The organism is Bacteroides sp. AF39-16AC (genome assembly GCF_003602735.1).
Taxonomy (GTDB): Bacteria; Bacteroidota; Bacteroidia; order Bacteroidales; family Bacteroidaceae; genus Bacteroides; species Bacteroides uniformis.
In genome coordinates this window covers 54,906-80,432 of sequence record NZ_QTLN01000016.1, presented here as the reverse complement: position 1 = coordinate 80,432, position 25,527 = coordinate 54,906, and the positions used below count along the sequence as shown (strand labels likewise).

Sequence of the window (25,527 nt, the reverse complement as noted above, 5' to 3'; positions counted from 1 at the left end):
AATGAACCACGATAACAATCAAGAGATGTTCCCCCTTGTCGACGAACAAGGCAACATCACAGGTGCCGCCACCCGTGGCGAATGCCATAACGGTAGCAAACTGCTTCATCCGGTAATCCATCTTCATGTATTCAATTCCAAAGGTGAGTTGTATCTACAGAAACGTCCCGAATGGAAAGACATACAACCGGGGAAGTGGGACACCTCCGTAGGCGGACACGTCGATTTAGGTGAAAGTGTAGAGATGGCGCTAAAACGCGAAGTACGCGAAGAGCTCGGCATTACCGACTTTATTCCCGAAACCGTCATGCATTACGTCTTCGAGTCTGCCCGCGAAAAGGAACTGGTCTTCGTACACAAAACTGTCTACGACGGTGAAATACATCCCAGTGACGAGCTGGACGGAGGACGTTTTTGGAGCCCCGATGAAATCAAGGCAAATATCGGCAAAGGTGTATTCACCCCGAATTTTGAAGGAGAGATAGGAAAGGTCATCAACTTGTAGTGGAAGCTGCTTTCTATCAGTTCGCAAAATATTCCTTCATCTTTCTCCTGACCCGTGGAGCAAGTAACAGCAGTGACGTCATCGTAGGCAATGCCATCAAGGCAAAAGCCAAATCCATGATGGCAACCACTGCTCCCAACGGAATCATGGCAGCCACAACAATCATCACCAAATAGAAGTAGTTATAATACTTGGCATTCTCCGCACCAAACAAGAAGTTGGTGCACTTCAGTCCATAATACGAATAAGAGAACATGGTAGAAAAGGCAAAGAAAAAGACCATCACCATCAGCAGATAATGCCCATAGCCGGGAAGGAGCTGCTCAAAAGAATTCAAAGCAATATAAAGGCCTTTTATGCCTCCTTCCGACGCATAGTTTCCAGCTATAAGAATAGGGAAGGCCGTCAATGTACAAACAAGCCCCGAGTCGATGGCCGGTCCAATCATGGCTACCAGCCCCTCACGAATGGGATTGTCATTACGGGAGGCGCCATGCATCATAGAGGCCGTACCTACGCCTGCTTCATTGACGTAGGCAGCACGGCGGGCACCAGTCAGTGCAGTTCCCAAAATTCCACCGATACCGGCTTCCAGGCTGAAGGCAGACTGGAAAATGGAAGCCAACACTCCCGGCAACTTATCAAAATTCAAACAAAGAATAACGAAGACAAGCAGCATATAGCAAGTAACCATCACCGGCACTATTTTAGCCGAGATAACCGAAATGCGCCGGATGCCACCGATAATGACCGCCCCTACCACCAGGCTGATGACAATACCCATCACAAAACGCAGACCGAGTGTATTCTCTATTCCTGCCGGAGTAGTAAATACCGTAGTGACAGACTCGACCAACTGATTGGCTTGCATTACACACAACGTACCTATCAACCCCACCACCGCAAAGAAATAAGCAAACGGTTTCCAGCGTTCGCCCAACCCATGAAGAATGATATACATCGTCCCCCCTTGCGGTTCTCCGGCAGAATCGTGTCCTTTGTACATAATGGCAAGAGCCCCTTCAAAGAATTTGGTGGACATACCCACAACAGCACTTACCCACATCCAGAAAATGGCTCCGGGACCTCCTACTGTAATAGCGATAGCCACCCCCGCAATATTCCCCATACCCACTGTTGACGCTATGGCGCTCATCAAGGCCTGGAAAGAACTGATTTGTCCTTCGCCCGCCACTTCCGATTTATAGCGCAAGGCCTTTATCGAATATCCGATGCGGCAGAGGGACACAGCTCCGGAATAAAAGAACAAGAAAAGTCCTCCCCCTATCAGAAGGATAAATAAGGGATACCCGCAGACAAAGTCACTGACAGTGGTTATTGCTGAGCCTATAGAATCTAAAATACCATTCATAGTAGTAGTTTGATGGAGGAGTTCATGGGAAGGTTTAAAAAAAGTCCCACTTCTCTTTCACGGGAAAGTGGGACATTCATTATAACATTTCGTTCGGCCTTATTTAGCCAGGTCTTCAATCACCTTCATAATCTGCTGGCCGATTTCCTCGGCAGCCTCCGGTGTGGCAGCCTCACTATAGACACGGATAATCGGTTCCGTATTGCTCTTACGCAGATGAACCCATTTGTCGGGGAAGTCAATCTTCACACCGTCTATATCATTGATTTCTTCATTCTTATACAGCTCCTTCACCTTGGCAAGAATAGCATCTACATCTGTTTCAGGAGTCAAGTCTACACGATTCTTTGCCATGAAGTATGCAGGATAGGATGCACGGAGTTCGCTCACCTTCTTACCTTCGTGTGCCAGATGGCTCAAGAACAAGGCAATACCTACCAAGGCATCACGTCCATAGTGGCTGGCCGGATAGATTACCCCACCGTTTCCTTCGCCACCGATAACGGCACCTACTTCCTTCATTTTGGTAGTTACATTCACTTCACCTACGGCAGAAGCGTAATATTCTTGCCCATACTTGCGAGTTACATCGCGCAAGGCACGGGTCGAACTCAAATTGGATACCGTATTGCCCGGAGTATGTTTCAATACGTAGTCGGCAACAGTAACCAGTGTATATTCTTCACCGTACATCTTGCCGTCTTCGCAAATCATTGCCAGGCGGTCTACATCAGGGTCTACAACAAATGCAACATCTGCCTTCCCCCCTTTCATCAGGTTCATGATGTCACCCAAGTTCTTTTCCAAAGGCTCGGGATTATGCTGGAAGTTACCGGTCGGTTCGCAATAGAGCTTCTCTACGTGCTGAACGCCAAGTTGTTCAAGTAGTTGCGGCAGAATAATACCACCTACAGAGTTTACACAATCGATGGCTACACGGAAGTTTGCCTTTCGGATAGCTTCCACATCTACGAGGTCAAGTGCCAATACGCTGTCGATGTGTTTCTGGTTGTAGCTTAAATCCTGACGGTACGAGCCAAGTTGGTCCACTTCGGCATAGTCGAATTCTTCGGCGGCGGCAATGCGGAGTACTTCCTGGCCTTCGGCAGCGTTCAGAAATTCGCCCTTTTCATTCAGCAGTTTCAACGCATTCCACTGCTTGGGATTGTGTGAGGCAGTCAGAATAATACCTCCACTGGCACCTTCCATGGTTACAGCCAGCTCGGTAGTCGGAGTAGAAGCCAAATCAATATCCACTACATCCCAGCCCATACCCATCAAGGTACCGACTACTACGTTCTTGACCATCTCGCCAGAGATGCGGGCATCACGCCCTACCACGATTTTGTTACTTTTTACAGTACACGTCTTACGAATCAGGGTAGCATAAGCTGAAGTGAACTTCACAATGTCGAGCGGATTCAATCCCTCGCCAGCACCACCGCCAATTGTTCCGCGGATTCCAGAAATAGATTTGATTAGAGTCATAGGTTAATGATTTAAAATTTATCGGTTAGTTCCAAATTTGGAGTTTATGTAAATCGTAATAATAAGGATGAACGTCCCGCATAGCATCCGACTGTCCCATCTTGGAAGGAACAATCAGCTTCACATGTGCTCCGTTACGAATATAATTCAACGCAACCAGCCAGCCAGCAGGTACAGACGAACCATGATATATAAGCATATAGCCTTGAGTGAAAAGTCCGGCAATAGACGAAGAAGTAACAGAATATCTAAACTCATCCACAACAGTCGGACTATTCATATTGGTTATATACGATTTCACCCCTCCAACAGCTATCAACCCTTGTTCTTCAAAGCGCACCAAAATCAAATCATTCGGTTTAACTGTATCTGCAGGATTCGTCGAACCTTTATCCACAATCTGCATATACACCCCGCTTGCCAGCTGCACATACTCATTCCTGCTTACATCCGTTGTCGAATCTTGCGCATAGAATTCACTTTGAGAAATAACGACAATGCTACTGTCTTTGATAAATGCTTTGATGGCATCTTTTTCTTCCTCAAGCATTTCGGCATAAGTTTTAGAATTATCGCATGCCTGGAAGGCTAAACAAACTGCAAGTAAGGCAAAAAAGAATAAAGTAAGTTTCTTCATTTCTGTTATTTAGTAATTTCGTACAAAAGTATCTGATTTCCTTGAAAGTTGAAAGCTGCGGATAGAAAGTTCGTAACTTTTAACCTTTACAACTGAACTTTTTTTATCCTTTGGCATTCAGCAGCGGTTTGTATTTCTCCAAAGCCTGCTCAAAGACCTTGCGGGCCTCATCCATCGTTCCATAAAATTCACCGCCGGAAGCATTCAAATGACCGCCGCCGCCAAAGAACTCGGCAGCCAGCTGATTGCAGGGGAATGTACCGACCGAACGTAAAGAAATCTTTATCATCGGCTTCTCCGTATCTTCACGCAGGAAGCAAGAGAAAATCACCCCTTTGATACTTAAAGGAATGTTCACAAACCCTTCACTATCTCCACGCACATAGTCGAACTGGCTTTGTTCGGCTTTAGTCAGAGAAATTAAGGCTGCATGATAGTCCGGATAGACCTTCATTTGTGACAAGACATATCCCATTAGGCGCAAACGGCTTTCTGAATAAGTATTGAACACCTTGCGGTAAATCTCGTCCTTGTCAATACCTTTCGACAACAGTTCGCTGATGATGAAATAGATTTCCCGGTTATTGGAATTGTAAGTAAACCCGCCGGTATCCGTCATCATACCCGTATAGATGCACTCTGCTCCTTCCCTTGAAATGTCACTGAAATAGCCCATACGGCAAATCAGGCGGAAAACCAGTTCCGAAGTGGAAGATATCTCCGGATGGGAAATGATAATCTTGCAGAAATCCTCCGGATGGAGATGATGGTCTATCAGTATTTTTCTTGCCGGGGATGCAAGAACAGCGTCACCCATGGCATCTATACGATGGATAGCATTAAAGTCCAGACAACAAATGACATCCGCCTCGGCAATCAGCTTGTCGGCAAACTCCTTGTAGCGGTCGTACAGAAGGACGTCCTTGCTCCCGGGCATCCATTTCAAGAAGTCGGGAAAGGCGTTCGGCACAATAACATTCGCCGTCTTTCCCTGTGAGCTGAAGAAGTGCCACAAGCCCAGAGAAGAGCCGATGGCGTCCCCGTCGGGACCCACATGCGAAACGATTACTATCTTGTCTGCACGGTCAAACCATTTGGTGAAATGGTCTATCTTGGATTGTTCTATTACTTTGGTCAACATATTTTTATTTACTATTTGACGATTGACTATTTACTATTTGGCGTTTATAACAAATTGAAGGGGCAAAAGTACGAAAAGTTTGTGATTTATAACAATATGCGGTAAGAACCTTTTTGAGAAAGAAGAAGATAGGGAATACCTAAGCGAACGCAATCATTGGCAATCTTATTCTGATAATAGTCTGAAAGAGAAGCGTCAAGCACCACCATGCCCATGGAAAAGAGCGAAGTAAGTTCCTCTACCCCACCTTGATACCCCTTGGAGACATACAAATAATCAACTGAAAGGGGACGGGAAGAGTTCTTGTTTCTCCAACGGTTGTCGGAAAGAAAACAGATGCGCTTACCGGCGTAAGAGACAATCTGGTTGCGCATGGATAAGCCGGAAGTGGTATAATCTCCGGCAACCAGTCGGGGAGTCTCCAGACGCAGGCGGTTCCAATGCGGAGAAAGGGCACGGCACAAACGCGGCATATCCGGCAAGCTATCGGTACATGCCAACCAAGAATGACGGTTGTCTGCCATACAATGGACAACGGGACAGCCTCTCACGCTATAAAAAGCAATCCCCTGCCGGGGAACATTGGACATGATGGAAAGGGAATGCCAGGAAACCACTGCCAACAATGCCAGCAACGCAAAGCAGACTCTACGTACCGTAAGGCGTAGAAAGCCATAATATGCCATCCCCAAGAACAGATAGACGAGCAAAACACCCCATATATCCAGCCAAATATCATCGACAACAGCGCCGGGAAGATGCTCTATCCAGCGGAGCACTTCATTCTGGACATGTACCAATGCCTCTACTACCCTTGCAAACAGATGTTGTACAAAAGGCAGCGGCGTAAGCATCAACAGAAAGACAGCAGAATACAGAACGGACGACACCATGGGAATTACCCAAAGATTAGTCAACAGAAAATGAGTGGAAAAACGGGAGAAATAGAAAATGACCAAAGGGGCCGTACCCAGCTGAGCCGCCATGGACACTGTCATAAGTCCCCACAAATATCGCAGGAAACGATTGTCAACCTTCCAAAGGGCATATAACTTAGGCTGTACAAGTACAATAGCTGTAACCGCCGAGAATGACAACTGAAAACCGACATCAAACAACCAGACCGGCTTGCACAGCAGCATCAGGAAAGCAGTTGCCGCCAGCGTATTCAGAGTCAGCGGCTTTTCCGGCTGCAAACCGGCAAACGCCAACAAAGAGAACATGACGACCGACCGCACCACCGAGGAAGACAATCCCGTGAAAAAAGCAAAACTCACCAAGAAAAGGACCAGAAGCAAAAGCAACAAAGGTTTTAACCGCCGCCATCGCCTCCACAAAGGACGAAGCACAAACAAGAGCAAAGCATACAGAAACCCTATATGCAATCCCGAAAGTGCCAGTACATGGCTGGCTCCCGAGACGGAGTAGGTCTCCACAATATCATCGCTCAGTTCCTCTTTATCCCCCACTGTCAACGCAGCAAGTACCGCCAATTCATCAGTTTCAAAACCCAAACTCCGGTATAAGCCAACCACTTTCTCCCTATAATCCAGTGCCACCTGGCTGACAGTGCGAGAGGCATCATGCCCCGTCTTCCGCCAATGTCCGTCAGCCACGTAAGCCGTGCCGCTATAGCCTTTCCGCCTCAGGTAGCGGGCATAGTCAAACTCGTCGGGATTACCATTGTTTGCCGGAGGAACAAGCCGGGTAGATACCAGCAACTCATCACCACGGCGCAAAGTGGCCGTAGCAGAATCTTTCGGAAAATAAGCCAGAAAAAGATGATTCCGGGGGCAACCCGTAACTGTATCCTTCTCTACCTCTCCCAGCAGGGCAACCCTGCACAATATGCTGCGCTCCCTCTCTTCTGGATGCTCACGGATACAAACCCTATAAACAGCAGGTTTGCCCGAAAAGGGAAATACCGTCTTTCCCTGCTGCCAACTCATCAAGCAGCCCCCCGTACCACCCAAGAAAAGGTATACCGCCGCTCCATACACCCATCCGGTATGCTTGTATCTACCTATAATAAAAAGAAAAAGCAGAAAACCTGCCACATACTCCCATGCAGAAAGCACGTGTGGAAACGCATCTCCACACAAAATACCAACTACCAACGGCATCAACAGTCGAAGGAAAGGATGCCGTTGCCAGCTGTCGATTATCAATCCAGAAGACGGTTTACAGATTCCTTAATGCACGGATGGCCTCCTTCGGGTCGGGAGCCGAGAAAACGGCATTGCCTGCCACCAGTACATCTGCTCCAGCCTCTACCAGACGCGAACCGGTTTCCAAGTTTACGCCACCGTCCACTTCTATCAAGGCCTGCGAACCGGTAACCGTAATCAATTCACGCAACTCGCGCACTTTATCAAGAGAATGCTCTATGAACTTTTGTCCGCCGAAGCCAGGATTTACGCTCATTATCAGCACCATGTATACATCATTAATAATATCCTTCAACAAGGATACGGGAGTTGCCGGATTAATCGTTACCGCCGGCTGCATCCCTGCTTCGCGGATTTGCTGCACCACGCGGTGCAGATGCGGACAAGCCTCGTAATGCACATTCATGACATGTGCTCCCAGAGCCTTCACCTCCGGAATAAACTTCTCCGGCTGTACAATCATCAGATGCACATCCAAAGGCTTCTGCGACAGTTTTGCCACATACTTCAGTACCGGGAATCCGAAAGAAATATTAGGGACAAACACACCGTCCATGATGTCGATATGTACCCACTCCGCCTCACTTTCGTTAATCATTTCAATGTCTCGTGCCAGATAACCAAAATCGGCAGAGAGAATAGAAGGGGATATGATTGGTTTCATAATGTTATGTTCTAAAGTTTACGAACTTTGTTATGTACAAATATAGAGAAAAGATTTAATTCAGCCTAACATTGGAAGTCAAAACTCTCACTGCAAACTTACTGCATACCTTTTGCAGCGTCACTGCAAACGTGTTGCAGTGCTACTGCAAAGCAGTTGCAGTCACACTGCATATTAGTTGCAGCAACACTGCAAAGTGGTTTGCAGTGACGCTGCAAAACGAGTGCAGTAGTTTTGCAGTAGGAAGTCACTGAATGACAATCAGTTATTTCATCACGTATCCTTCCGTCAACCGGAAGCCGCGCAACAGTTCATCCGTTTTCAGTCTCTTCTTGCCCGGAAGCTGGAGGGAGCAGATGCCGACAAAGCCATCTTCGGCAGCAACGCGGATATAGGTCTTCCCGTCTGTCTGCAAGGTTCCGGGAACCAGTTGATGGGATTCCCCTATTTTCTCCGTCTCGAAGATTTTTACCACAACAGATTCTCCACCGGGTTGGACCAGCTCCGTCCAAGCGGCAGGATAGGGAGAAAGACCGCGTATAAAATCGTAAATACGCTTCACCGGGCGGTTCCAGTCAATACGACAAGTATCTTTGAAGATTTTCGGTGCCGGACGCAGTTCACCCACGACGGCCATTTCTTCTTGAGGAATACTTTTCACTGTACCGGCAAGAATGGCATCTACGGTTTCTACCACCAGGCGACCGCCCAACAGCATCAGTTTGTCGTGGACGATACCCACGTTGTCCGTATCGGCAATGGGTACCCGTACCTGCTGGATAACCTCACCGGTGTCAATCTCATGTTTCAGGAAGAAAGTGGTGATGCCCGTTTCCGTATCACCATTAATCACCGCCCAGTTGATGGGGGCTGCGCCGCGATACTGCGGAAGCAGGGAAGCATGCAGGTTGAAGGTGCCCAATCGCGGCATGTTCCATACCACCTCCGGCAACATGCGGAAAGCAACGACTATCTGCAAATCGGCCTTCCATGCACGCAACGCCTCCACAAAAGCCTCATCCTTCAGCTTCTCCGGCTGAAGAAGCGGAAGATTATGTTCCAGTGCATACTGTTTCACCGGAGAAAACTGGAGTTTATGTCCCCGTCCGGCAGGCTTGTCGGGCATCGTAATGACACCCACCACATTGTAACCTCCTTCTACCAGACAACGAAGAGCCTCCACCGCAAAGTCGGGAGTACCCATATATACAATCCTCAAATTCTTCTTTTCCACCATTTCATTTACAATTTACCATTTACAATGTACCATTTGCGAGGCGACTCATTTGCCCATTTACAATTTACCATTTACAATGTACGAAGCATCTTCTTTGCGATTTACAATGCCCCATCACCCCGAACGGCAAATAGTAACTTGTAAATAGTAAAATAGTAAATACCAAAAAGTCCTCAGTCTTCTGAAAAATGTACCAATACTTCACGGTACGAGTTGAATATCTTCGACTTGGACACGAAGCCCAAGTATTTGTTTTCCGCATCCACCACCGGCAGATTCCACGCCTTCGTATCATCAAAGGTGCGCATCACCTGCTCCATACTGTCCGTATCATACAGACGTGCCGGAGCCGAAGTCATCAGTTTTCCCACCGTGAAGCGATGATATAACTCCTGGCGGAACATAATGTTCCGGATATCGTCCAACAAGACAATGCCAATCAGCACCCCTTCCTTATCCGTCACGGGAAAGACATTGCGATGCGAGGCAGAAATGGCCTTTACCAGTTCGCCCAAATCCATTTCGGGATGCACGGTCACAAAATCCTTTTCCACCACATTCTCCATCTTCATCAAAGTAAGGATGGCCTTGTCCTTATGGTGCGTCAACAGTTCTCCTTTCTTGGCCAAACGCATGGAGTAGATACTATGAGGCTCGAACATGATGATGGTAAGATAGGAACTGACGGAAACAATCATCAGTGGCAGAAACAGGTCGTATCCTCCCGTAAGCTCGGCTATGAGGAACACGCCGGTCAGCGGAGCGTGCATGACCCCACTCATGACCCCCGCCATTCCCATCAAGGCAAAGTTCTTCTCGGGCAGATAAGCCGTCATCTCTATTTCATTGCTGAAATGTGAAAAGACAAAACCGGCAATACAACCCAGATACAACGAAGGTGCGAAGATACCGCCGCAACCGCCCCCGCCATTCGTGGCACTCGAGGCAAAAACCTTGAACAGAATAATCAGTATGAGGTATATCAGCAACAGATTGCCGTGCCCGTAGAAGAAGGAATTATTCATCACCGTGTCCCATTCGGCATTGCTCATCCCATTCAGCAACAATTCTATCGTATCGTAACCTTCGCCATACAACGGTGGGAAAAGGAATATCAGGATACTCAGCATGGCACCGCCCATTATCAGTTTCTTATAGGGAGTTCTCAACCTTCCGAACACGCCTTCCACAGAGTTCATGGCCCGGGTAAAATAAAGGGAAACCAATCCGCAGAAGATACCCAGCATAATGACATACGGAATACGCTCCAGTTCGAAAGCTTGGTCCAGATGGAATTTGAACATGGCATCCGTACCCGTCACGATATAGGAAACAGTTGCAGCCGTCACCGCAGATATCAGCAACGGCAACAAGGAGGACATTGTCAAATCTATCATCAGTACCTCCAGCGTAAATACCAGACCGGCAATCGGCGCCTTGAAAATGCCTGCAACCGCACCGGCAGCACCACATCCCACCAATAGCATCAGCGTACGATGCTCCATCTTGAAGATGGTTCCCAGATTGGAACCGATAGCCGAACCCGTCAGCACAATAGGCGCCTCTGCCCCGACCGAACCACCGAAACCGATGGTAATGGAACTGGCTATGATGGACGACCAAGTGTTATGCCGTTTGATGCGTCCCTGCCGCCGCGAGATGGCGTATAGGATTTTGGTAACACCATGACTGATGTCGTCCTTCACCACGTAGCGGACAAACAATCCGGTCAGGAAGATACCCACTACCGGATAGACCAGATAAAGGTAGTTGGCTTCCGTCGCATTGAAATTATCCGTCAGGAAGTTCTGTATCCAGTGTATGATGACTTTCAGTATCAGTGCGGCGAATGCCGTAAAGATACCTACAAGAAAACTGAGAATCAGTATGAACCGCTTTTCCTTGATATTCTTTTCGCGCCATATGATGAAGCGCTGCAACAAACTCCTCTTGTCCTCTGCCATTTTTCCTTTTATTCGCGAATAATCTTAATGACTCCGCCCTTGCCCAACTTGATGATACTGGACGGTTTCGGGCGTCCCGTTTCCTCCTGGCGGTATCCTACTATATAATCCACCGCAGACTTGATGTCTTCACTTATTTCACTGAAGTTACCGGGAGACGGTTGCCCGCTGACATTGGCAGAAGTAGAGACTATCGCCTTGCGGAACTGCTGACAAAGCCGTTTTGAAAATGCCTCACTGGTGACACGGATACCTACACTACCATCTTCGGCAAGCAAGTTAGGAGCCAGATTACGCGCTCCGGAATAAATTATGGTAAGGGGCTTGTCAGCCAGTTCTATCAAATCCCAGGCAACCTCCGGAACATCCTGCACATAGAAATCCACCTTTACCGGAGAATCTACCAATACCAGCATCGCCTTACTGTCAGAGCGTTGCTTGATTTCATATACACGGCGCACCGCTTCTTCATTGGTAGCGTCACAACCTATACCCCAAATCGTATCTGTCGGATACAGAATTACCCCGCCCTCGCTCATTACCTGGCAGGCTTTTTTGATGTCTTCTATCATTTCTTGATATATAAGTTCACGGATTAACACGCAAAAATAGTATTTTTGCAGCGATTATAAACAAAGTTTAAGAGAAAACAATGGAAGAAATTCAATTTAACCACACCCTGCCCATACAACTACGCTTCAATGACGTCGACAAATTCGGCCATGTAAACAACACTGTTTACTTCTCTTTTTATGATTTAGGAAAAACGGAATATTTCGCTTCCGTATGCCCGGATGTAGATTGGGAAAAGGATGGTATCGTTGTCGTCCATATTGAAGCAAACTTCCTTGCGCAGATTTATGGTTCGGACCATATCGCCGTGCAAACTGCCGTCACTGAGATAGGAACCAAAAGCTTCCACCTCGCCCAACGGGTCATTGATACGGAAACCCAAGAAGTAAAATGCGTATGTACCTCCGTCATGGTAGCCTTCGACCTCGCCAAACACGAGTCCAAGCCACTGGAAGAAAAATGGATTGAAGCAATCTGCAAATATGAGGGAAAAGATTTGAAGAAAAAGAAATAAAATCCTATATTTGTCAATTAAGCTAACATTTGTATAAGTAACAATCAGTTACATTTAGTCAACTGCTATGATTCGATTGATATTATTGACCGATTTTACAGAGTCCTTTTCGTACAATCTACTAAAGGGGGTATTGGCCTATTCCAAAAGCCATGAGCCATGGGTAGTATGCCGTATGCCACCCTCCTACAAAAACAGTCATGGTATAGAAGGAGTCTTGAAATGGGCAAAGACATGGCATGCAGATGCAATCATCGGCAGATTTGACAATGATGACAACGTGGAGCTATTCCGTGAAAACGGAATTATCGCATTGGCCCAGGATTATAAATCAAGGTTCAGCAATATTCCAAACATCACCGGCGATTACCGCAAGACCGGCAGAATGGCAGCAGAGTTTTTTCTGAGTAAAGGCTTTCAGAACTTCGCATTCTACGGTTATCGCGATACGGTATGGTCACAAGAACGCTGCGAGGGTTTCTATGAATGTATAGCAGCCCAAGGGTTTGGAAACAATTTCTATTCTTATCAGGACCAATCCCTTGATGACTTATGGTTTTATGAAGCACCGCCCCTGCTCAACTGGTTAAAGTCATTACCACAACCTACGGCACTCATGGCTTGCGACGACAATCAAGGTAACCGCATTACGGAAATCTGTAAAGTCAACAACATCAGAGTGCCCGACAAGATAGCAATATTAGGAGTCGACAATGATGAGATTATATGCAATCTTTCAGACCCTCCCCTATCCAGTATCAGCCAAAACATTGTAAGAGGCGGATTTGAGGCAGCTGCCCTCATAGAACATCTATTGAATGATGAGGAGGCCACTTATCAGGACGTAGTGCTCCAACCAGTTAATATAATCAACCGGCTTTCGACCGACTTCTATTCTACCACCGATGCCCATATCCAAACCGCTCTGAAATATATCCATCAGAATATAGCGGCTGATATCACCGTATCGGATATAGTGAAACAAGTACCATTATCACGCCGTTTATTGGAGATTCGTTTCAAGCAAGTCACTCAGCAATCCATCCACAAATACATCTTCAACCTTAGGATGGAACGTTTTGCCCAATTGCTGTTGGCCAGTGATGCTCCGATTGCAGATGTGGCGGAACAAGTCGGAATAAACAATCTGAAGAACTTGTCCCGCCAATTCAAAGCTTTGAAGAAAGTTTCCCCCAATGAATATCGGAAAGAGTACCAGACAAAGAGTTACCAGCGCTGATTTAATCCGGTACAAACAACATGGTATCAGGTAACACGGTTTCCAGAACATTCCGTCCCGAATACCCGACTTCCAATTCCTGGCCCATGTAATCTTCGAAATACAGCAGATGCAACTCGTGGTACCCTGCTTCGAGAGCGACTTTCCCTTCGGCACGGCGTCCGCTGTGTCCACCGTCGTTATCAACAATCAATTTACCGTCTATGTATAGTTTAGAACCATCATCGGAAAAAGTATAGAAACGGTATACTCCCCTTTCTGGAATTTTCACCAACGTACGGAAATCATAAGCAAAATGATCAGGGACGGCTACTTCTTCAATCGAGAAGTTCTTCATCACCCCTTCCTTCACTTTATTGCAGGCGGCAATATCGGCAACACGTTTACATTTGCCTTCATAATAGGTATATGCCACGCCCTGCTTCTTGGGAGAAGTTCCCGTAGCCGGCAAATAAGCCATACTCTGCTCCTCATCCGAATTCAGACCTGAAGGGTAATAGTAGGCAGCCTCCCTTCCCGAAGGAGTGGAAATCCATGTGTCAAATTTGAATTGGTCTTCGTACAGTTCAATGATACGGGCTCCTCTCGTCAACTCTCCATACGCATCCGCACCGGTCACCCGTCCGTATCCCAATGCAATACCTTTATCTATTCCTATAAAATCGTTATCATGGTCATGTCCTACAAATACTCCCATTACATCCCTCATGTCAAGGAAGGAAGCAAACATACCGGAATTGATATTAGCAGAGGCAACTCCACCTTCTTTGTCATTGCCATAAGTTTTCCCGTCACCTCTGATTTCGTTGTATTCAATCAGCGGAATATGGAAAAAGGCCAAAGCAGGAACGGGATTACCACCGTTCTTCTCTGCAAAGTGCTTACTTTGCTTTCTGTACCATTCTATTTGGTCGAAATGAATCCAGTCGTAAGCACCATAGATTTTATTAGGCTGATAGTCGTTGGAATCCATGCAATAGAGCAATGCCTCTACCTGGTCCTTCTTCTCCGGACTATAAATAGAAATCACACAATTACCACATCCCATAATATCTTCAGGGCCTTTTGCCCCCACATAGTAGGGAGACTTCAAGAGGAAATCATAGATTTCATTGCGCGTCAAGTATTCTGCATCATGGTTTCCCATCATCACCACAAAAGGCATCTTGGCTTCATTGAAAATATCCACTACACTTTTCCATCCATCCATAGCAGGGTCATCGGTCACCACATCCCCACTCAGTATAGCAATGTCCGGATGTTCGGCTGCCAGGACAGCACGGATAGTAGCTGCCGTTTCGGCACACTTTGCAGAACCCGGCATCCAGTGCAAATCTGTAAACTGTGCTACTACAAACTTGCCATCCTTAAAAAAGAATTGCTTCTGCGCAAAAGCCGTTACCGGCATACAGCCCAACAGTACAACTAAAAGAACAACTATTTTCTTCATAATTTCTTGAGATTAATATATTTCTATTTCATCTATTGCCAACTCACTCTGCAACCCTTCATGAAAATATCCTTTCGGGCACAAGCCACCACTCAATAATTCCAAGCGGACAAATGTAGCTTCCGTTTCGGCAAATGAAAGAGATGCCGGAAAACGGGTGCCTTCCGTCAAGCTAAAATCATAAGTCAGCCGTTTAGTGCCCACCGGAATAAAAGTCTGACCATCCATTGAAACAGAGACACCCATCGCTCTTGCCGGCCATATCTCATTTACCGGCCGCCATAAAGAAGAAAAGGCCACTTCCTTGACTTTTTGAGGTTTCTTCAGTTCCACTACAATCTGTACAGTATCCTGGTAGAAGCTAATCCAGCGACGCATGTCGCGGGCATAGCCACGTCGTCCATCAGTCAGCCCGAAGCCTTTATTCAAGTGTTCCCATCCTGCTTCAGGATTACAAGTATAGTCACATCCGGTTGCCTTGTTTACAGCAAAACTCTTGCGGGTCACTTTCCCTAGCGGCTTACCGCTTCTGTAAACTGCCGAATAAATAGTTGCATCCTCGTCCAACGGTATCGGAGTCTCATAAAGGGAAGATGAAGTGTTGACCGTTGAATCATTTACCGCATAGTAAATATCGGCATCCGGACAGAAGGTGTTCAAAGTCACCTCATAAGTCTGCTGCGACTTGTTCCACGCACCAGCCTGATTGACTTCATAGAAGTTGCGGCAAGCATTCACTCCGCAATAATCCAATCGTTCAAACTCCTTATCCAGCCTACGGGCAAACGACTCGAAGTCCTTATGTTCCGGCTGTGTCCATTGCACCTCTGACATAGCCAGCAAACGAGGGAAAGCCATATATTCAAAATATTCGGGAGTCTGTATGTACTCTCCCCAGATATTGGCTTGTACACCTATTATATAAGCTTGTTCTTCCGGAGTCAGTTCAGCAGGAAGCGGGTTATAATTGTACACCGTATCCAACGGAAGAAAACCGCCGATAGCCAACGCGGCAAATTCCGGACTTTCCTGATAGTAGTCCAAATAACACTTCTTGCCGGGTGTCATAATAACTTTATGCCGTTGGCGAGCCGCTTCGATACCTCCTTTCTCGCCACGCCATGACATGACGGTAGCATTAGGGGCAAGCCCTCCTTCCAGAATCTCATCCCACCCGATGATGTCACGCCCTTTACTGTTCACAAATTGCTCAATCCGATGGATAAACCAACTTTGCAGAGCTTCTTCGTTGGGCAGACCTTCCCACTTCATCAAATGCTGGCAATGGGCACACTTCTTCCATGCTTTCTTGGGACACTCATCTCCACCAATGTGGATATAATGGCTGGGGAAGAGTTCCATAACTTCGGTCAGCACATTTTGTAAGAATTCAAATGTATGCTCTTTGGGACAATAGACCTCATCAAAAACATCAAAATAATCACGCACCACATAAGTCTTTCCCTGTCCGCAAGAAAGTTCCGGATAGGAAGCCAGTGCTGCGGATGCATGTCCCGGCATTTCAATTTCGGGAATGACCGTAATGAAACGGTCGGATGCATACTTCACAATTTCCTTTATTTCTTCCTGCGTATAATAGCCTCTCTTTTCTTTTCCATCGTAACGCCGTGGAAAATAATAATCAGAGTGTCCTATCTGAGTCTGTTTACGATAAGAACCTATTTCAGTCAGTTTCGGGTATTTCTTTATTTCTATTCTCCATCCTTGGTCATCTGTCAGATGAAAATGGAATTTATTCAATTTATAGAATGCCATCAAATCAAGAAACTTCAGCACTTCCTCTTTGGGCAGAAAATTACGTCCTACATCCATCATAGCCCCACGATGAGGGAAACGGGGAGCATCCGTAATGCTGACAGCAGGAATCCTAATCTTTCCTTCGTATTTCCGGTCACCATCATAAATGGCTGCCGGCATGAGCTGCAGCAAAGACTGGACACCATAAAAAAATCCGGCGGCAGTTTCATTGGAAGATATATTTATCCTATCGGAAGAAACCTCCAATGTATAGGCCTCATTGGGCAAGGAATTATCTATAGATAAGCAAATATCGGCCTTTCCCGTTTCCGAAATACCCTTCAGCGTTACAGAAGTGTTTTTCAACGCATCCTCCAAATAATGAAAAACTTTCATCGCGGCTTCCCCGGAAGGGACAGCCACTGTTTTTTCCCCTTGCAAGACATACACTCCCTGCATTGGAGCAAGTTCATTCGGCATGGGTATAATACCATAGTTTGCCTCTACATCATCAGCCACTCTCCCACAAGAGAGAAAAATGAATGACATAGCCAGTAACCAATATCTTATCTTCATAGTATTTGGGATAATAAGTTGGGATATTCCTTGATTGTATTCAGTATCAGTTCACCGAACAAAGTATTTGTCCAGGCAAACCAGGAACGAGTAAAGTCCGCGGCATCCTCCGAATGGAAAGACTCATGCATAAAGCCCGTCCCTCCATCCGTATCACGAAGTTGCTTCAGACAAGCACGTATTTCTTCGGAATCATCCGTTGTAAAAGCCTTCATAATGATGCTCATCGGCCAGATATAATTCAATCCCACATGAGGGCCTCCTACCCCTTCACCGGCTTTTCCTTTAAAGAAATAAGGATTATTGCCGCTCCATATCATTTTACGGGTATTCTGATAAATCGCATCTTTAAAAGAACAATAACCCAGATAAGGCGCAGCCAGCAAACTGGGTACATTAGCATCGTCCATACAAAGCGCGTTACCAAAACCGTCGACCTCAAAAGCATAAATACGCCCACAAACCGGATGATTGAAAGTACCATACCTACGGATAGCTGCATCCACTTCATCTGCCAATGTTATACATTCTCCGGAGAAGTCCTTGTTTCCATAAACTTTATCCTCTATCTCAGCCAATTGGCGCAATGACACAACCGCAAACATATTAGCAGGAATCAGAAAACCGTATTGTGTAGCATCATCTGACGGACGGAAAGAAGAAACGATTAAGCCGACCGGCTTTACCGGTGCTCCCCATCCGTTGTTAATCTGCGAATCTGTAGAGCGGTCGCAATCGCGCGTAAAGCTATAAGGTCCTAAGCCTTGTTTCCTCTGTTGCTCTTTAAAGGTCTTGACCACCAGCAGCATAGCTTTATGCCAATTTTCATCGAACACAGACGTGTCTTCCGTGTATTGCCAATAATGATAAGCCAGACGAATGGGATAGCACAAAGAATCTATCTCCCATTTGCGTTCATGCAGTTCCTTAACCATATGTTGTGTATGGTCGGTTTCCCAATAGCTGCCCAACGGCCCGTCGTTGAAGGCATTGGCATACGGGTCTATCAAGATACATTCAGTCTGTCTGTTGACAAGTCCTGCCACCATCAACTGCAAGTCCTTATCTTTCTTCATCAACGGCAGATAGGGCCATACTTGCGCTGAAGAGTCGCGCAGCCACATGGCATCTATATCACCTGTAATGACGAAAGTATCTGGTCTGCCATTCTTCACTCTATATCTGACAGTAGTGTCAAGCGTATTGGGAAAACAGTTCTCGAACATCCAACGCAACTTCTCGTCCTTTATTTTAGGCTTTGCTTCTTCAATAGCAGCATCTACTGCCTTCGAAATGAAGCTCCTTTTGCTTGCAGAAGGACGCAACGAAACATATCTCTGGCTGAAAGTCCCGGATGAAGATAATACGGAAGCGGGCTGAAAGGTCATTGCAGCCAAGGCAAGCCCGCCAGTCTTCAGAAATTGGCGTCTTGACATATTGTTTTTCATGATTGATTTCTTCTTTAATAGGTATGCTTACCGGATGTCACATTTATCTTTTTCTCTTTTCCACCATAGAGTACACACAGTTCAAAATCAATATTAGAATCTACTGTGATACGGGGTTCATCACTTGCAGAACGGCGTGCTTCAGCTTTTAAGGAGATAAGCCCTTCGGGACCAAAAGGATAGCGTTCTATGCCGTTAATCTCCGTCAAATTCATATCCCAGATAATCTGCTTTTTGGCATAATCTCCCCGAATACCGATAATAAATTCTATCAATTCAGCAATAGGAGGAAGTCCTGCCCAACCCACAAAATTATCCCTTGCCATAAATCCCGGCTCAGCACTTTCCGGAGCATAATATTCCCAAAAAGTTCCAGTCTTCTTATAGACCTCAAACACCTGGGCATAATGATTCAAACAAATCTCCCGTGCCAGTTTACCATAACCTTTCTGCACAAGGCCCTGCATCACCATGTAATTAGTTCCCGGCCATACGCCACCCTGCCAATAACGGCCATTCTCCTTGTACTTGGGATTATCGGCAGACAAAGAAGGAATACGGTGTTTCCGGTTGAATGTGGCAGGATTATCCAATTCCTTCACCATGCGGTCCAACTGTACAGAATCCAATACATCAGTAAACAGAGCCCAATAGGCACCTATTCCCTTGGTTGTACAGAGCGTACCGTCAGCATACTGGTCATAAAGGAAACTGGTCTTTTCATCCCAAAGATTGTCATGGATATATTTTCCCAGCATTTTGGCTTCGTCTTCAAACTCTTCTATCTCTTGCCAACGTTCCAGATAAAAGCCCATCTCAAGTAGTAAATTGGCAGTAAATAATTGCTGTAGGTTTGTATCTAACCAAATCATATGCCCGTGACTGTAGATAGGGCTGTATTCCGACGGAACACGGGGCATATTATCCATGCCGGTCCCCCATCCGCTTGACCAGTAGGTTCCATTTCTCCAAGTATGGTTCAATTTCAACCACTTATAATAAGCACAAAGTACCGGAAATATCTTGTGCAGGCGTTCCGTATCACCAAACTGATGGAAATAGACCATCTCACACCAAGGCATCAAATTCGGTCCGGTACTCACCGGATCATAGCGTTCAAAGCAATCGGCACCATCCGCCTTTATTTCACGGCAAATGAAACCGTCGGGATGCTGCTTGGCGTAAAAGTTGTTCAGCGTATTCTGGAAAGGAAAGAAACGGGTACCATAGCGGGCAAACATCAGAATGAAAGAGGAATCCCACATAAAGATATTACCATTATAAGCTGTATCCAAATAGCTTGAGACAAAACCCGAGCCTGCTTGAGGAGCACGAATATTGCCGATAGCTATTTCCCATGCCTTCCAATACATTTCAAGTTCCTTGTCATGTCCACCCCAAATGGGATTGGGAAGAATCTGCCGAGCTTCTTCGAAGCTTTTCGGCACAATCGTCTCAGGTTTTGCCACACGATACTCATTTTCAGTGACCAGCGGTTCCTTTACATATGTATTTTTATAAGGCAAATGATACTTTTCATCATTGCCACAGCTCTGAGCTTTCAGCAAAGGGAGAGTGGAAAAAGAAAGCAAGCTTACCAATAAAATGTGTTTCAACATAGGAAATCGTTATTTTTTAAATTACAAATTGAGCAGTTTTTTTATCTTGTCAAAGATAGCAGTATTTTCAAAAATCCCTGTAAACTCCTCTGCACCGGGACCAAAAGCATACACTGGTACCATTACACCGCTATGACCACCGGTAGAGAACTTACATACGATTCTGCCTTCTGCCAAATCTCCATCAACCAACGTAAGTCCACCGGTTTCATGGTCTGCGGTAACTACAACTAATGTCTCTCCATCCTTGGCAGCCCACTCATAAATAGCACCAACGGTACGGTCAAAGTCATGTGTTTCCTGCATCAGCAAATCAATGTCATTGAAGTGTCCGTAGTCATCCAGCTGCGAACCTTCTATCATCATAAAGAAACCGTTTTTATTTTGGTCCAGCAATTCGATACCTTTCAATGAAGCACGTGCCAAAAGGTCGCCACGTTCAGCAGGAAGAGGAGTATCGACGGGATAAGGTACGGCAAATACCTTACCACTCTTTATGCCAGCCAATTCATCCCAACTGCGAGGAGTCTGAAATCCTTTATCGCGTAGTTCCTTAAACAAGTCACGTCCATCTTCACGGTTTTCGAAAAGCTTGGCACCTCCACCGAATACATAATCGGCACTGCAATTAACGTAATCTGCTACGATTTCAGCTTCCGCATCCCTATCCTTGTTATGGCAACAAAAATCAGCAGGAGTGGCATCCCACAGACGGCAAGTCACCGCTATACCGGTCGATTTACCTTTAGCAGCAGCCAGGTCTACCAATGATTTCAAAGGACGTCCTTCGGTATCTACACCCACAGAATGATAGTTTGTCTTCCGCCCCGTAGCTATGGCTGTTCCACCCGCTCCCGAGTCTGTAATCAGCTTGTTGGCACAATAGGTTTTAGACAAACCCACTACCTGGCAGTTATCCAAAAACAACTTGCCTCGATTGGCTGTCCAGGCAGAATATACGTGCATAAGACTCATGCCATCACCAATCATCAAGATGACATTCTTTATCTTCTTGCCCTGGGGAGGGGTAATCTTTGTCACCTCATAAGGTTGGTCCAAAACATAGGTCTGTTCTTTATCACGGCGGCTTTGTGCCGATAACTCTACCGGCAGTAGCAAGACTGCCAAGAGCATAACGATACATATTCTTAATATCTTAGTCATAATTATTGTTTTATTATTCAACCGTTACTAAAATAGGGGCATGGTCGGAGAGGAAAGCATTATTCTCTGTTTCAGCCAATACACCATACCTCAAAACTTTCAGTCCATTACGTACAAAAACGTAATCAATCAGCGGACGTTTATCGTAAGGAATCTTTCCGAAATCATGGAAACTCCATGCCGGACCATAAACAATTGCCGATGCCTGGCGTGCATCTGTCAAGTGTTCCGGATTGGAAGGGTCAGTCACGTGTTTGATGACATCCGATTCCGGACTAGCATTAAAGTCGCCCGTTACTACTACGGGTAAGTTACCACTCAACTCATTTACTTTATCCAGCATAAGGCTTATACCTTCACGACGTGCAGCAACACCTACATGATCCAAGTGGGTATTCAATGCGAAGAACTCCTTGCCACTTACTTTATCTTGCAGTTTTGCCCATGAAGCGATACGCTCACAAGCTCCATCCCAGCCCTTGGAACCGGCAACTTCAGGAGTCTCGCTCAACCAGAAATAGCCAGAATCCAGCAAGTTGAAACGATCTTTCTTATACCAGAGTGCACTATATTCACCCTTTTCCTTTCCATCTTCACGACCTACACCGATGACTCCGTATTCCGGCAATCGTTGTTTAAGGTCTTCCAACTGATTATGAAGTACTTCTTGCGTACCCAATATATCCACATCATAAAAACGGATGGCATTTGCCGCGCGGTCTTTACGGTATTGCCAGTTGTCCAAGCTATCTTCCAGATTGTCATAGCGAATATTGAAACTCATGACATTAACGGGCTCTGGTGCAGGTGCCTGCTGCTTCACCTGTCCGCATGATGCAGCGAACAAAGGTAAAAATAACAAAAATAACTTTCTCATAGCATATATATTAAACTATTATTTCACAAATAAAGCCGATGCAGGAATGGGTGCCAACTTCTCGGCAGAAGGCAGTTTCCAAGCCCAGCTCAAATACTCACCTTCATAATCTTCAAAGTAATAGAGCTTGTAAGGATGAAAACCTTTCTTCAGCGCGACCATTCCGGTAGCAGGAATTGCAGCATGGGAAGCATCATTATTGACTACCTGCTCATCGTGAATGTACAAGACACTGCCATCGTCCGAACGGGTCTGGAAAGTATAGACTCCATCTTCGGGAACATTTATCAATCCAGAAAAGATATAACCGAAATGATCCTCCTGCTTAGCACCCTTAATAGAAGGTTCGGGCATGACACCAGACTCCAGCAACGGTGACTTTTCTACATCAGCCACTTTCTGGTAAGTGCCTTCAAAGTACTTATAAGATGTACCATTCTGAGTAGGATTTACAGAAAGAGCAGCCTTCAATTCAGCTTTCGTTGCCGATATGGATAATGTTCTGCTTGAGCGGAGACCTTCCTTGAATCCTTTGGCTTTTATTAAAGTGGTCTTGTCCAGTTCAAAAGGCTGCTCGTACAATACCGATTGCTCTGTGGGCTCGCTGCCATCCAATGTATATCTGATTTCGGCATCCTTGGTTGTTGTGGCCAATGCAACCGTTACCTTATCCATAAACAAGTTCAAATCCTTATCCACATAGGGAATGGAAACGACTTCATCTTTAGTATAGGAATAAGGGGATGCTTCAGAGGAAACACCTCTCTCCATATTCGGCTTGTCGGACAAAGTAAAACGAAGTTCTCCACCTTCCATCAACTGTGCATAAGTAATAAAATTTACATCTATCGGTTGTCCGTTCAATTCTACTTTTGTGATATAGACATTCTTCTTCGGATTGTTGGCAAGGATGGTCAAAGTCTTTCTATTTGCCAGGTTGACAACCGCTTTCTCAAATAGAGGAGTAGTCAGTGCAAATTCATTGCTTCCCGGACAAACTGAATAAATACCCAAGCAGGATAATATATACCAACCGGACATCTGTCCACAATCTTCATTACCAATGATTCCTTCAGGCGTAGGAGCGTACATTTCATGGAGCAGACGGCGTGTCATTTCCTGCGTCTTCCAAGGCTGTCCGACGTAATCGTACAGATAGGCGATATGATGGCTCGGCTCATTGCCATGAACATATTGACCTATCAGTCCGGTAATATCCACTAAATCGCCATGTACACCCGACTCTACTGTAAAGATAGAATCGAGTGCGGTAATAAACTCTTTCTTACCACCAAACAGTTGTGCCATACCGCTTACATCGTGAGGTACAAAGAAGCGATACTGCCAGGCTGTGGCTTCCGTATAGGCACGACCTACCTCAATAGGATTGAAGGGAGTTTCCCAGTTCCCATCCATCCGCTTGGGGCGGAAGAATTTTGTATTACCATCAAAAACATTGATATAGTTCTGGGAACGTTGAATATACTTTTGATAAATATCATCCTTACTCATTTCCTGAGCCATACGTGCAATACACCAGTCATCATAGGCAAACTCCAGCAAACAAGAGATGGACTCTTTCTTTATATTAGAAGGAATAAAGCCATTCTGAATATAGTAATCAGCTCCCTTTTTGTTCTTTTCAGAAGAAACTACCATAGCTTCCAACGCCTTTTCCGCGTCAAATCCTCTAATACCCTTCATATAAGCATCTGCTATAACGGACACTGCATGATAACCAATCATAGTTCCCGTCTCTCCGGCAGAAAGCGGCCAGATAGGAAGTTCACCCGAAGATTCGTAAATGTCCAGAAAGGAATTTATCATATTATTGACCAAAGTTGTATCAATCAAAGTCATCAACGGATTCCATGCACGGAAAGTATCCCAAAGCGAAAATGTAGAATATTGCACTTTGCCTTTTGGCAATTGCCCAATTTCCATATTATGACGGCGGTACTCACCATTGATATCACTCACGACATTGGGTACAACCATAGAATGATACATGGCTGTATAGAAATTCTTCAAGTCGTCCGTATTGCCGCCTTTTACCGTAATAGCAGAGAGAGCTTGTTCCCAAGCGGAACGGGCAGCACTACGCACGGCATCAAAATCGAAACCTATCACCTCGGTTTCCAAATTCTCACGTGCATTCTTTTCACTGACAATGGATAATCCAACTTTGGCTATAACCGGCTCTCCATTACTATTATCGAAGGACAAGCAAGCCTGCAAATCGGTACCGTTCAACTTAACTCCTGCAGAAACCATCTTTTTATTCTGTATAAAGTCTATGGCCTGAAAAGGTTTCGAGAACTGGGCTACAAAATAAACGTACTGATTGTCCGTCCATCCCCTGGTTCTGCGCATACCTGTTATTTCGTTGGCGGCAGTCTGTTCAAGTTCAGCCTCATAAATATATTCGTTATCAAGCAAATGAGTCAAATCTATAATAATAGATGCTTCTTTGCCGGAAGGAAACGTATAGCGGTGCATACCGGCGTGTGCCGTTACCGTCAATTCAGCTTTTATTCCTTCTTCTTTCAGAACAACCGAATAATATCCGGCAGAAGCATCTTCGTCTTTATGGGAAAAAGCCGCTGGCTGGTAAATGCTTTCCGTAGTCAAATCCGGTTTCAGCGTAGTAGGACGAAACAGTATATCCCCAAGATCAATGCATCCGGTCCCACTTAAATGTGTGTGTGAAAAACCTTTTAGAGTCGTATCATTATAATGATACCCCGAACAAGCATCCCAGTTTCCGGCACGCGTGTCAGGACTTAACTGTACCGCCCCGAACGGAACGGTTGCCCCCGGATAAGTATGCCCATGAAAGCCGGTACCTATAAAAGGGTCTACATAGTCTACGGGAGATAGTTCACCGGATGTACAAGAGCAGCAAGCCCAAAAGGCAGTAGTTGCACATATAAGAGTTTTTAATTTCATCAGACTGTATATTTGAAGAGCGCTGCAGACTGTCGGGAATGCCGTCTCTCCGTATATTAAAATGATTTTATGAATAGCCTTTGCAAATGAAAGAAAAAGAAGAAATATCTGCAAGGATCAATACCCGAAAATACCAACCCCTGCAGATTAGACCAATGGCAATGAGGTCTTTTTTTATATTTT

At 45.6% G+C, this 25,527-nt stretch carries 19 protein-coding genes; 3 read left to right on the top strand and 16 right to left on the bottom strand.

Features of this window, described 5'->3' with window-relative positions:
• The first annotated feature begins 1 nt into the window (after position 1).
• Positions 2–505: an NUDIX domain-containing protein gene (locus DW039_RS13860; RefSeq protein ID WP_005830075.1), complete on the top strand. Its 504-nt coding sequence runs from the start codon at positions 2–4 to the stop codon at positions 503–505.
• Positions 506–521: 16 nt separating this feature from the next.
• Here DW039_RS13860 and DW039_RS13855 read toward each other — a convergent pair whose 3' ends face one another.
• From DW039_RS13855 to DW039_RS13815, 9 genes are all read right to left on the bottom strand, one after another.
• Positions 522–1,877: a sodium:alanine symporter family protein gene (locus tag DW039_RS13855; RefSeq protein ID WP_005830073.1), complete on the bottom strand. Its 1,356-nt coding sequence runs from the start codon at positions 1,875–1,877 to the stop codon at positions 522–524.
• A gap of 99 nt (positions 1,878–1,976) precedes the next feature.
• Positions 1,977–3,365: a phosphoglucosamine mutase gene (gene glmM, locus DW039_RS13850; RefSeq protein ID WP_005833310.1), complete on the bottom strand. Its 1,389-nt coding sequence runs from the start codon at positions 3,363–3,365 to the stop codon at positions 1,977–1,979.
• 25 nt (positions 3,366–3,390) lie between these two features.
• Positions 3,391–4,002 carry a DUF4827 domain-containing protein gene (locus DW039_RS13845; protein WP_005830068.1) on the bottom strand — a complete coding sequence of 204 codons (612 nt, stop codon included), beginning with the start codon at positions 4,000–4,002 and terminating at the stop codon, positions 3,391–3,393.
• A gap of 103 nt (positions 4,003–4,105) precedes the next feature.
• Positions 4,106–5,143, bottom strand: a complete 1,038-nt coding sequence (locus tag DW039_RS13840; RefSeq protein ID WP_005830066.1) for a bifunctional oligoribonuclease/PAP phosphatase NrnA — start codon at positions 5,141–5,143, stop codon at positions 4,106–4,108.
• A gap of 86 nt (positions 5,144–5,229) precedes the next feature.
• On the bottom strand, positions 5,230–7,266 hold the full coding sequence (locus DW039_RS13835) for a ComEC/Rec2 family competence protein (protein WP_120382041.1): 2,037 nt from the start codon (positions 7,264–7,266) through the stop codon (positions 5,230–5,232).
• Positions 7,267–7,324: 58 nt separating this feature from the next.
• The gene (rpe, locus tag DW039_RS13830) at positions 7,325–7,975 is read right to left on the bottom strand and encodes a ribulose-phosphate 3-epimerase (protein ID WP_005830060.1); all 651 of its coding nucleotides are present in this window, start codon (positions 7,973–7,975) and stop codon (positions 7,325–7,327) included.
• A 265-nt stretch (positions 7,976–8,240) separates the two neighbouring features.
• On the bottom strand, positions 8,241–9,212 hold the full coding sequence (fmt, locus tag DW039_RS13825) for a methionyl-tRNA formyltransferase (protein ID WP_120382040.1): 972 nt from the start codon (positions 9,210–9,212) through the stop codon (positions 8,241–8,243).
• 173 nt (positions 9,213–9,385) lie between these two features.
• The gene (locus DW039_RS13820; RefSeq protein ID WP_016273078.1) at positions 9,386–11,176 is read right to left on the bottom strand and encodes a chloride channel protein; all 1,791 of its coding nucleotides are present in this window, start codon (positions 11,174–11,176) and stop codon (positions 9,386–9,388) included.
• A gap of 8 nt (positions 11,177–11,184) precedes the next feature.
• A complete protein-coding gene (locus tag DW039_RS13815; RefSeq protein WP_005830050.1) occupies positions 11,185–11,748 on the bottom strand; it encodes an L-threonylcarbamoyladenylate synthase in 564 nt (187 codons plus the stop codon).
• A gap of 80 nt (positions 11,749–11,828) precedes the next feature.
• Between DW039_RS13815 and DW039_RS13810 the strand changes: the two genes are divergently transcribed.
• Together DW039_RS13810 and DW039_RS13805 are read left to right on the top strand one after the other, a co-directional pair.
• Positions 11,829–12,263, top strand: coding sequence for a thioesterase family protein (locus DW039_RS13810; protein ID WP_005830048.1), 435 nt, complete (start codon positions 11,829–11,831; stop codon positions 12,261–12,263).
• Positions 12,264–12,330: 67 nt separating this feature from the next.
• A complete protein-coding gene (locus tag DW039_RS13805; RefSeq protein WP_005830046.1) occupies positions 12,331–13,503 on the top strand; it encodes a DNA-binding transcriptional regulator in 1,173 nt (390 codons plus the stop codon).
• Between the two features lies 1 nt (position 13,504).
• Here the strand turns inward: DW039_RS13805 and DW039_RS13800 are convergent, their stop codons facing one another.
• From DW039_RS13800 to DW039_RS13770, 7 genes are read right to left on the bottom strand one after another with little or no spacing between them, the layout of a single operon-like run.
• Positions 13,505–14,953, bottom strand: coding sequence for a PA14 domain-containing protein (locus tag DW039_RS13800; RefSeq protein WP_009037898.1), 1,449 nt, complete (start codon positions 14,951–14,953; stop codon positions 13,505–13,507).
• Between the two features lie 12 nt (positions 14,954–14,965).
• Positions 14,966–17,287 carry a glycoside hydrolase family 20 protein gene (locus tag DW039_RS13795; protein ID WP_120382039.1) on the bottom strand — a complete coding sequence of 774 codons (2,322 nt, stop codon included), beginning with the start codon at positions 17,285–17,287 and terminating at the stop codon, positions 14,966–14,968.
• Positions 17,284–18,735, bottom strand: coding sequence for a glycoside hydrolase family 125 protein (locus DW039_RS13790; protein WP_120382038.1), 1,452 nt, complete (start codon positions 18,733–18,735; stop codon positions 17,284–17,286). The genes DW039_RS13795 and DW039_RS13790 overlap by 4 nt, the downstream gene beginning before the upstream one ends.
• A 14-nt stretch (positions 18,736–18,749) precedes the next feature.
• Complete coding sequence (locus DW039_RS13785; RefSeq protein WP_120382037.1) at positions 18,750–20,354, bottom strand: trehalase family glycosidase; 1,605 nt, start codon at positions 20,352–20,354, stop codon at positions 18,750–18,752.
• 21 nt (positions 20,355–20,375) lie between these two features.
• Positions 20,376–21,518 carry an alkaline phosphatase gene (locus DW039_RS13780; RefSeq protein ID WP_120382036.1) on the bottom strand — a complete coding sequence of 381 codons (1,143 nt, stop codon included), beginning with the start codon at positions 21,516–21,518 and terminating at the stop codon, positions 20,376–20,378.
• A gap of 13 nt (positions 21,519–21,531) precedes the next feature.
• Positions 21,532–22,395, bottom strand: coding sequence for an endonuclease/exonuclease/phosphatase family protein (locus DW039_RS13775; protein WP_009037893.1), 864 nt, complete (start codon positions 22,393–22,395; stop codon positions 21,532–21,534).
• Between the two features lie 18 nt (positions 22,396–22,413).
• Positions 22,414–25,344, bottom strand: coding sequence for a GH92 family glycosyl hydrolase (locus DW039_RS13770; RefSeq protein WP_098032158.1), 2,931 nt, complete (start codon positions 25,342–25,344; stop codon positions 22,414–22,416).
• Positions 25,345–25,527 lie beyond the last annotated feature (183 nt).

Bases quoted from the DNA above. Each gene is read 5' to 3' on its own strand.
- glmM (WP_005833310.1), bottom strand. From the start codon at position 3,365: ATGACTCTAATCAAATCTATTTCTGGAATCCGCGGAACAATTGGCGGT.
- DW039_RS13805 (WP_005830046.1), top strand. From the start codon at position 12,331: ATGATTCGATTGATATTATTGACCGATTTTACAGAGTCCTTTTCGTAC.
- DW039_RS13835 (WP_120382041.1), bottom strand. From the start codon at position 7,266: ATGCCGTTGGTAGTTGGTATTTTGTGTGGAGATGCGTTTCCACACGTG.
- DW039_RS13840 (WP_005830066.1), bottom strand. From the start codon at position 5,143: ATGTTGACCAAAGTAATAGAACAATCCAAGATAGACCATTTCACCAAA.
- DW039_RS13775 (WP_009037893.1), bottom strand. From the start codon at position 22,395: ATGAGAAAGTTATTTTTGTTATTTTTACCTTTGTTCGCTGCATCATGC.
- rpe (WP_005830060.1), bottom strand. From the start codon at position 7,975: ATGAAACCAATCATATCCCCTTCTATTCTCTCTGCCGATTTTGGTTAT.
- DW039_RS13795 (WP_120382039.1), bottom strand. From the start codon at position 17,287: ATGAAGATAAGATATTGGTTACTGGCTATGTCATTCATTTTTCTCTCT.
- fmt (WP_120382040.1), bottom strand. From the start codon at position 9,212: ATGGTGGAAAAGAAGAATTTGAGGATTGTATATATGGGTACTCCCGAC.
- DW039_RS13820 (WP_016273078.1), bottom strand. From the start codon at position 11,176: ATGGCAGAGGACAAGAGGAGTTTGTTGCAGCGCTTCATCATATGGCGC.
- DW039_RS13810 (WP_005830048.1), top strand. From the start codon at position 11,829: ATGGAAGAAATTCAATTTAACCACACCCTGCCCATACAACTACGCTTC.
- DW039_RS13780 (WP_120382036.1), bottom strand. From the start codon at position 21,518: ATGACTAAGATATTAAGAATATGTATCGTTATGCTCTTGGCAGTCTTG.
- DW039_RS13790 (WP_120382038.1), bottom strand. From the start codon at position 18,735: ATGAAAAACAATATGTCAAGACGCCAATTTCTGAAGACTGGCGGGCTT.
- DW039_RS13845 (WP_005830068.1), bottom strand. From the start codon at position 4,002: ATGAAGAAACTTACTTTATTCTTTTTTGCCTTACTTGCAGTTTGTTTA.
- DW039_RS13800 (WP_009037898.1), bottom strand. From the start codon at position 14,953: ATGAAGAAAATAGTTGTTCTTTTAGTTGTACTGTTGGGCTGTATGCCG.
- DW039_RS13785 (WP_120382037.1), bottom strand. From the start codon at position 20,354: ATGTTGAAACACATTTTATTGGTAAGCTTGCTTTCTTTTTCCACTCTC.
- DW039_RS13860 (WP_005830075.1), top strand. From the start codon at position 2: ATGAACCACGATAACAATCAAGAGATGTTCCCCCTTGTCGACGAACAA.
- DW039_RS13815 (WP_005830050.1), bottom strand. From the start codon at position 11,748: ATGATAGAAGACATCAAAAAAGCCTGCCAGGTAATGAGCGAGGGCGGG.
- DW039_RS13855 (WP_005830073.1), bottom strand. From the start codon at position 1,877: ATGAATGGTATTTTAGATTCTATAGGCTCAGCAATAACCACTGTCAGT.
- DW039_RS13770 (WP_098032158.1), bottom strand. From the start codon at position 25,344: ATGAAATTAAAAACTCTTATATGTGCAACTACTGCCTTTTGGGCTTGC.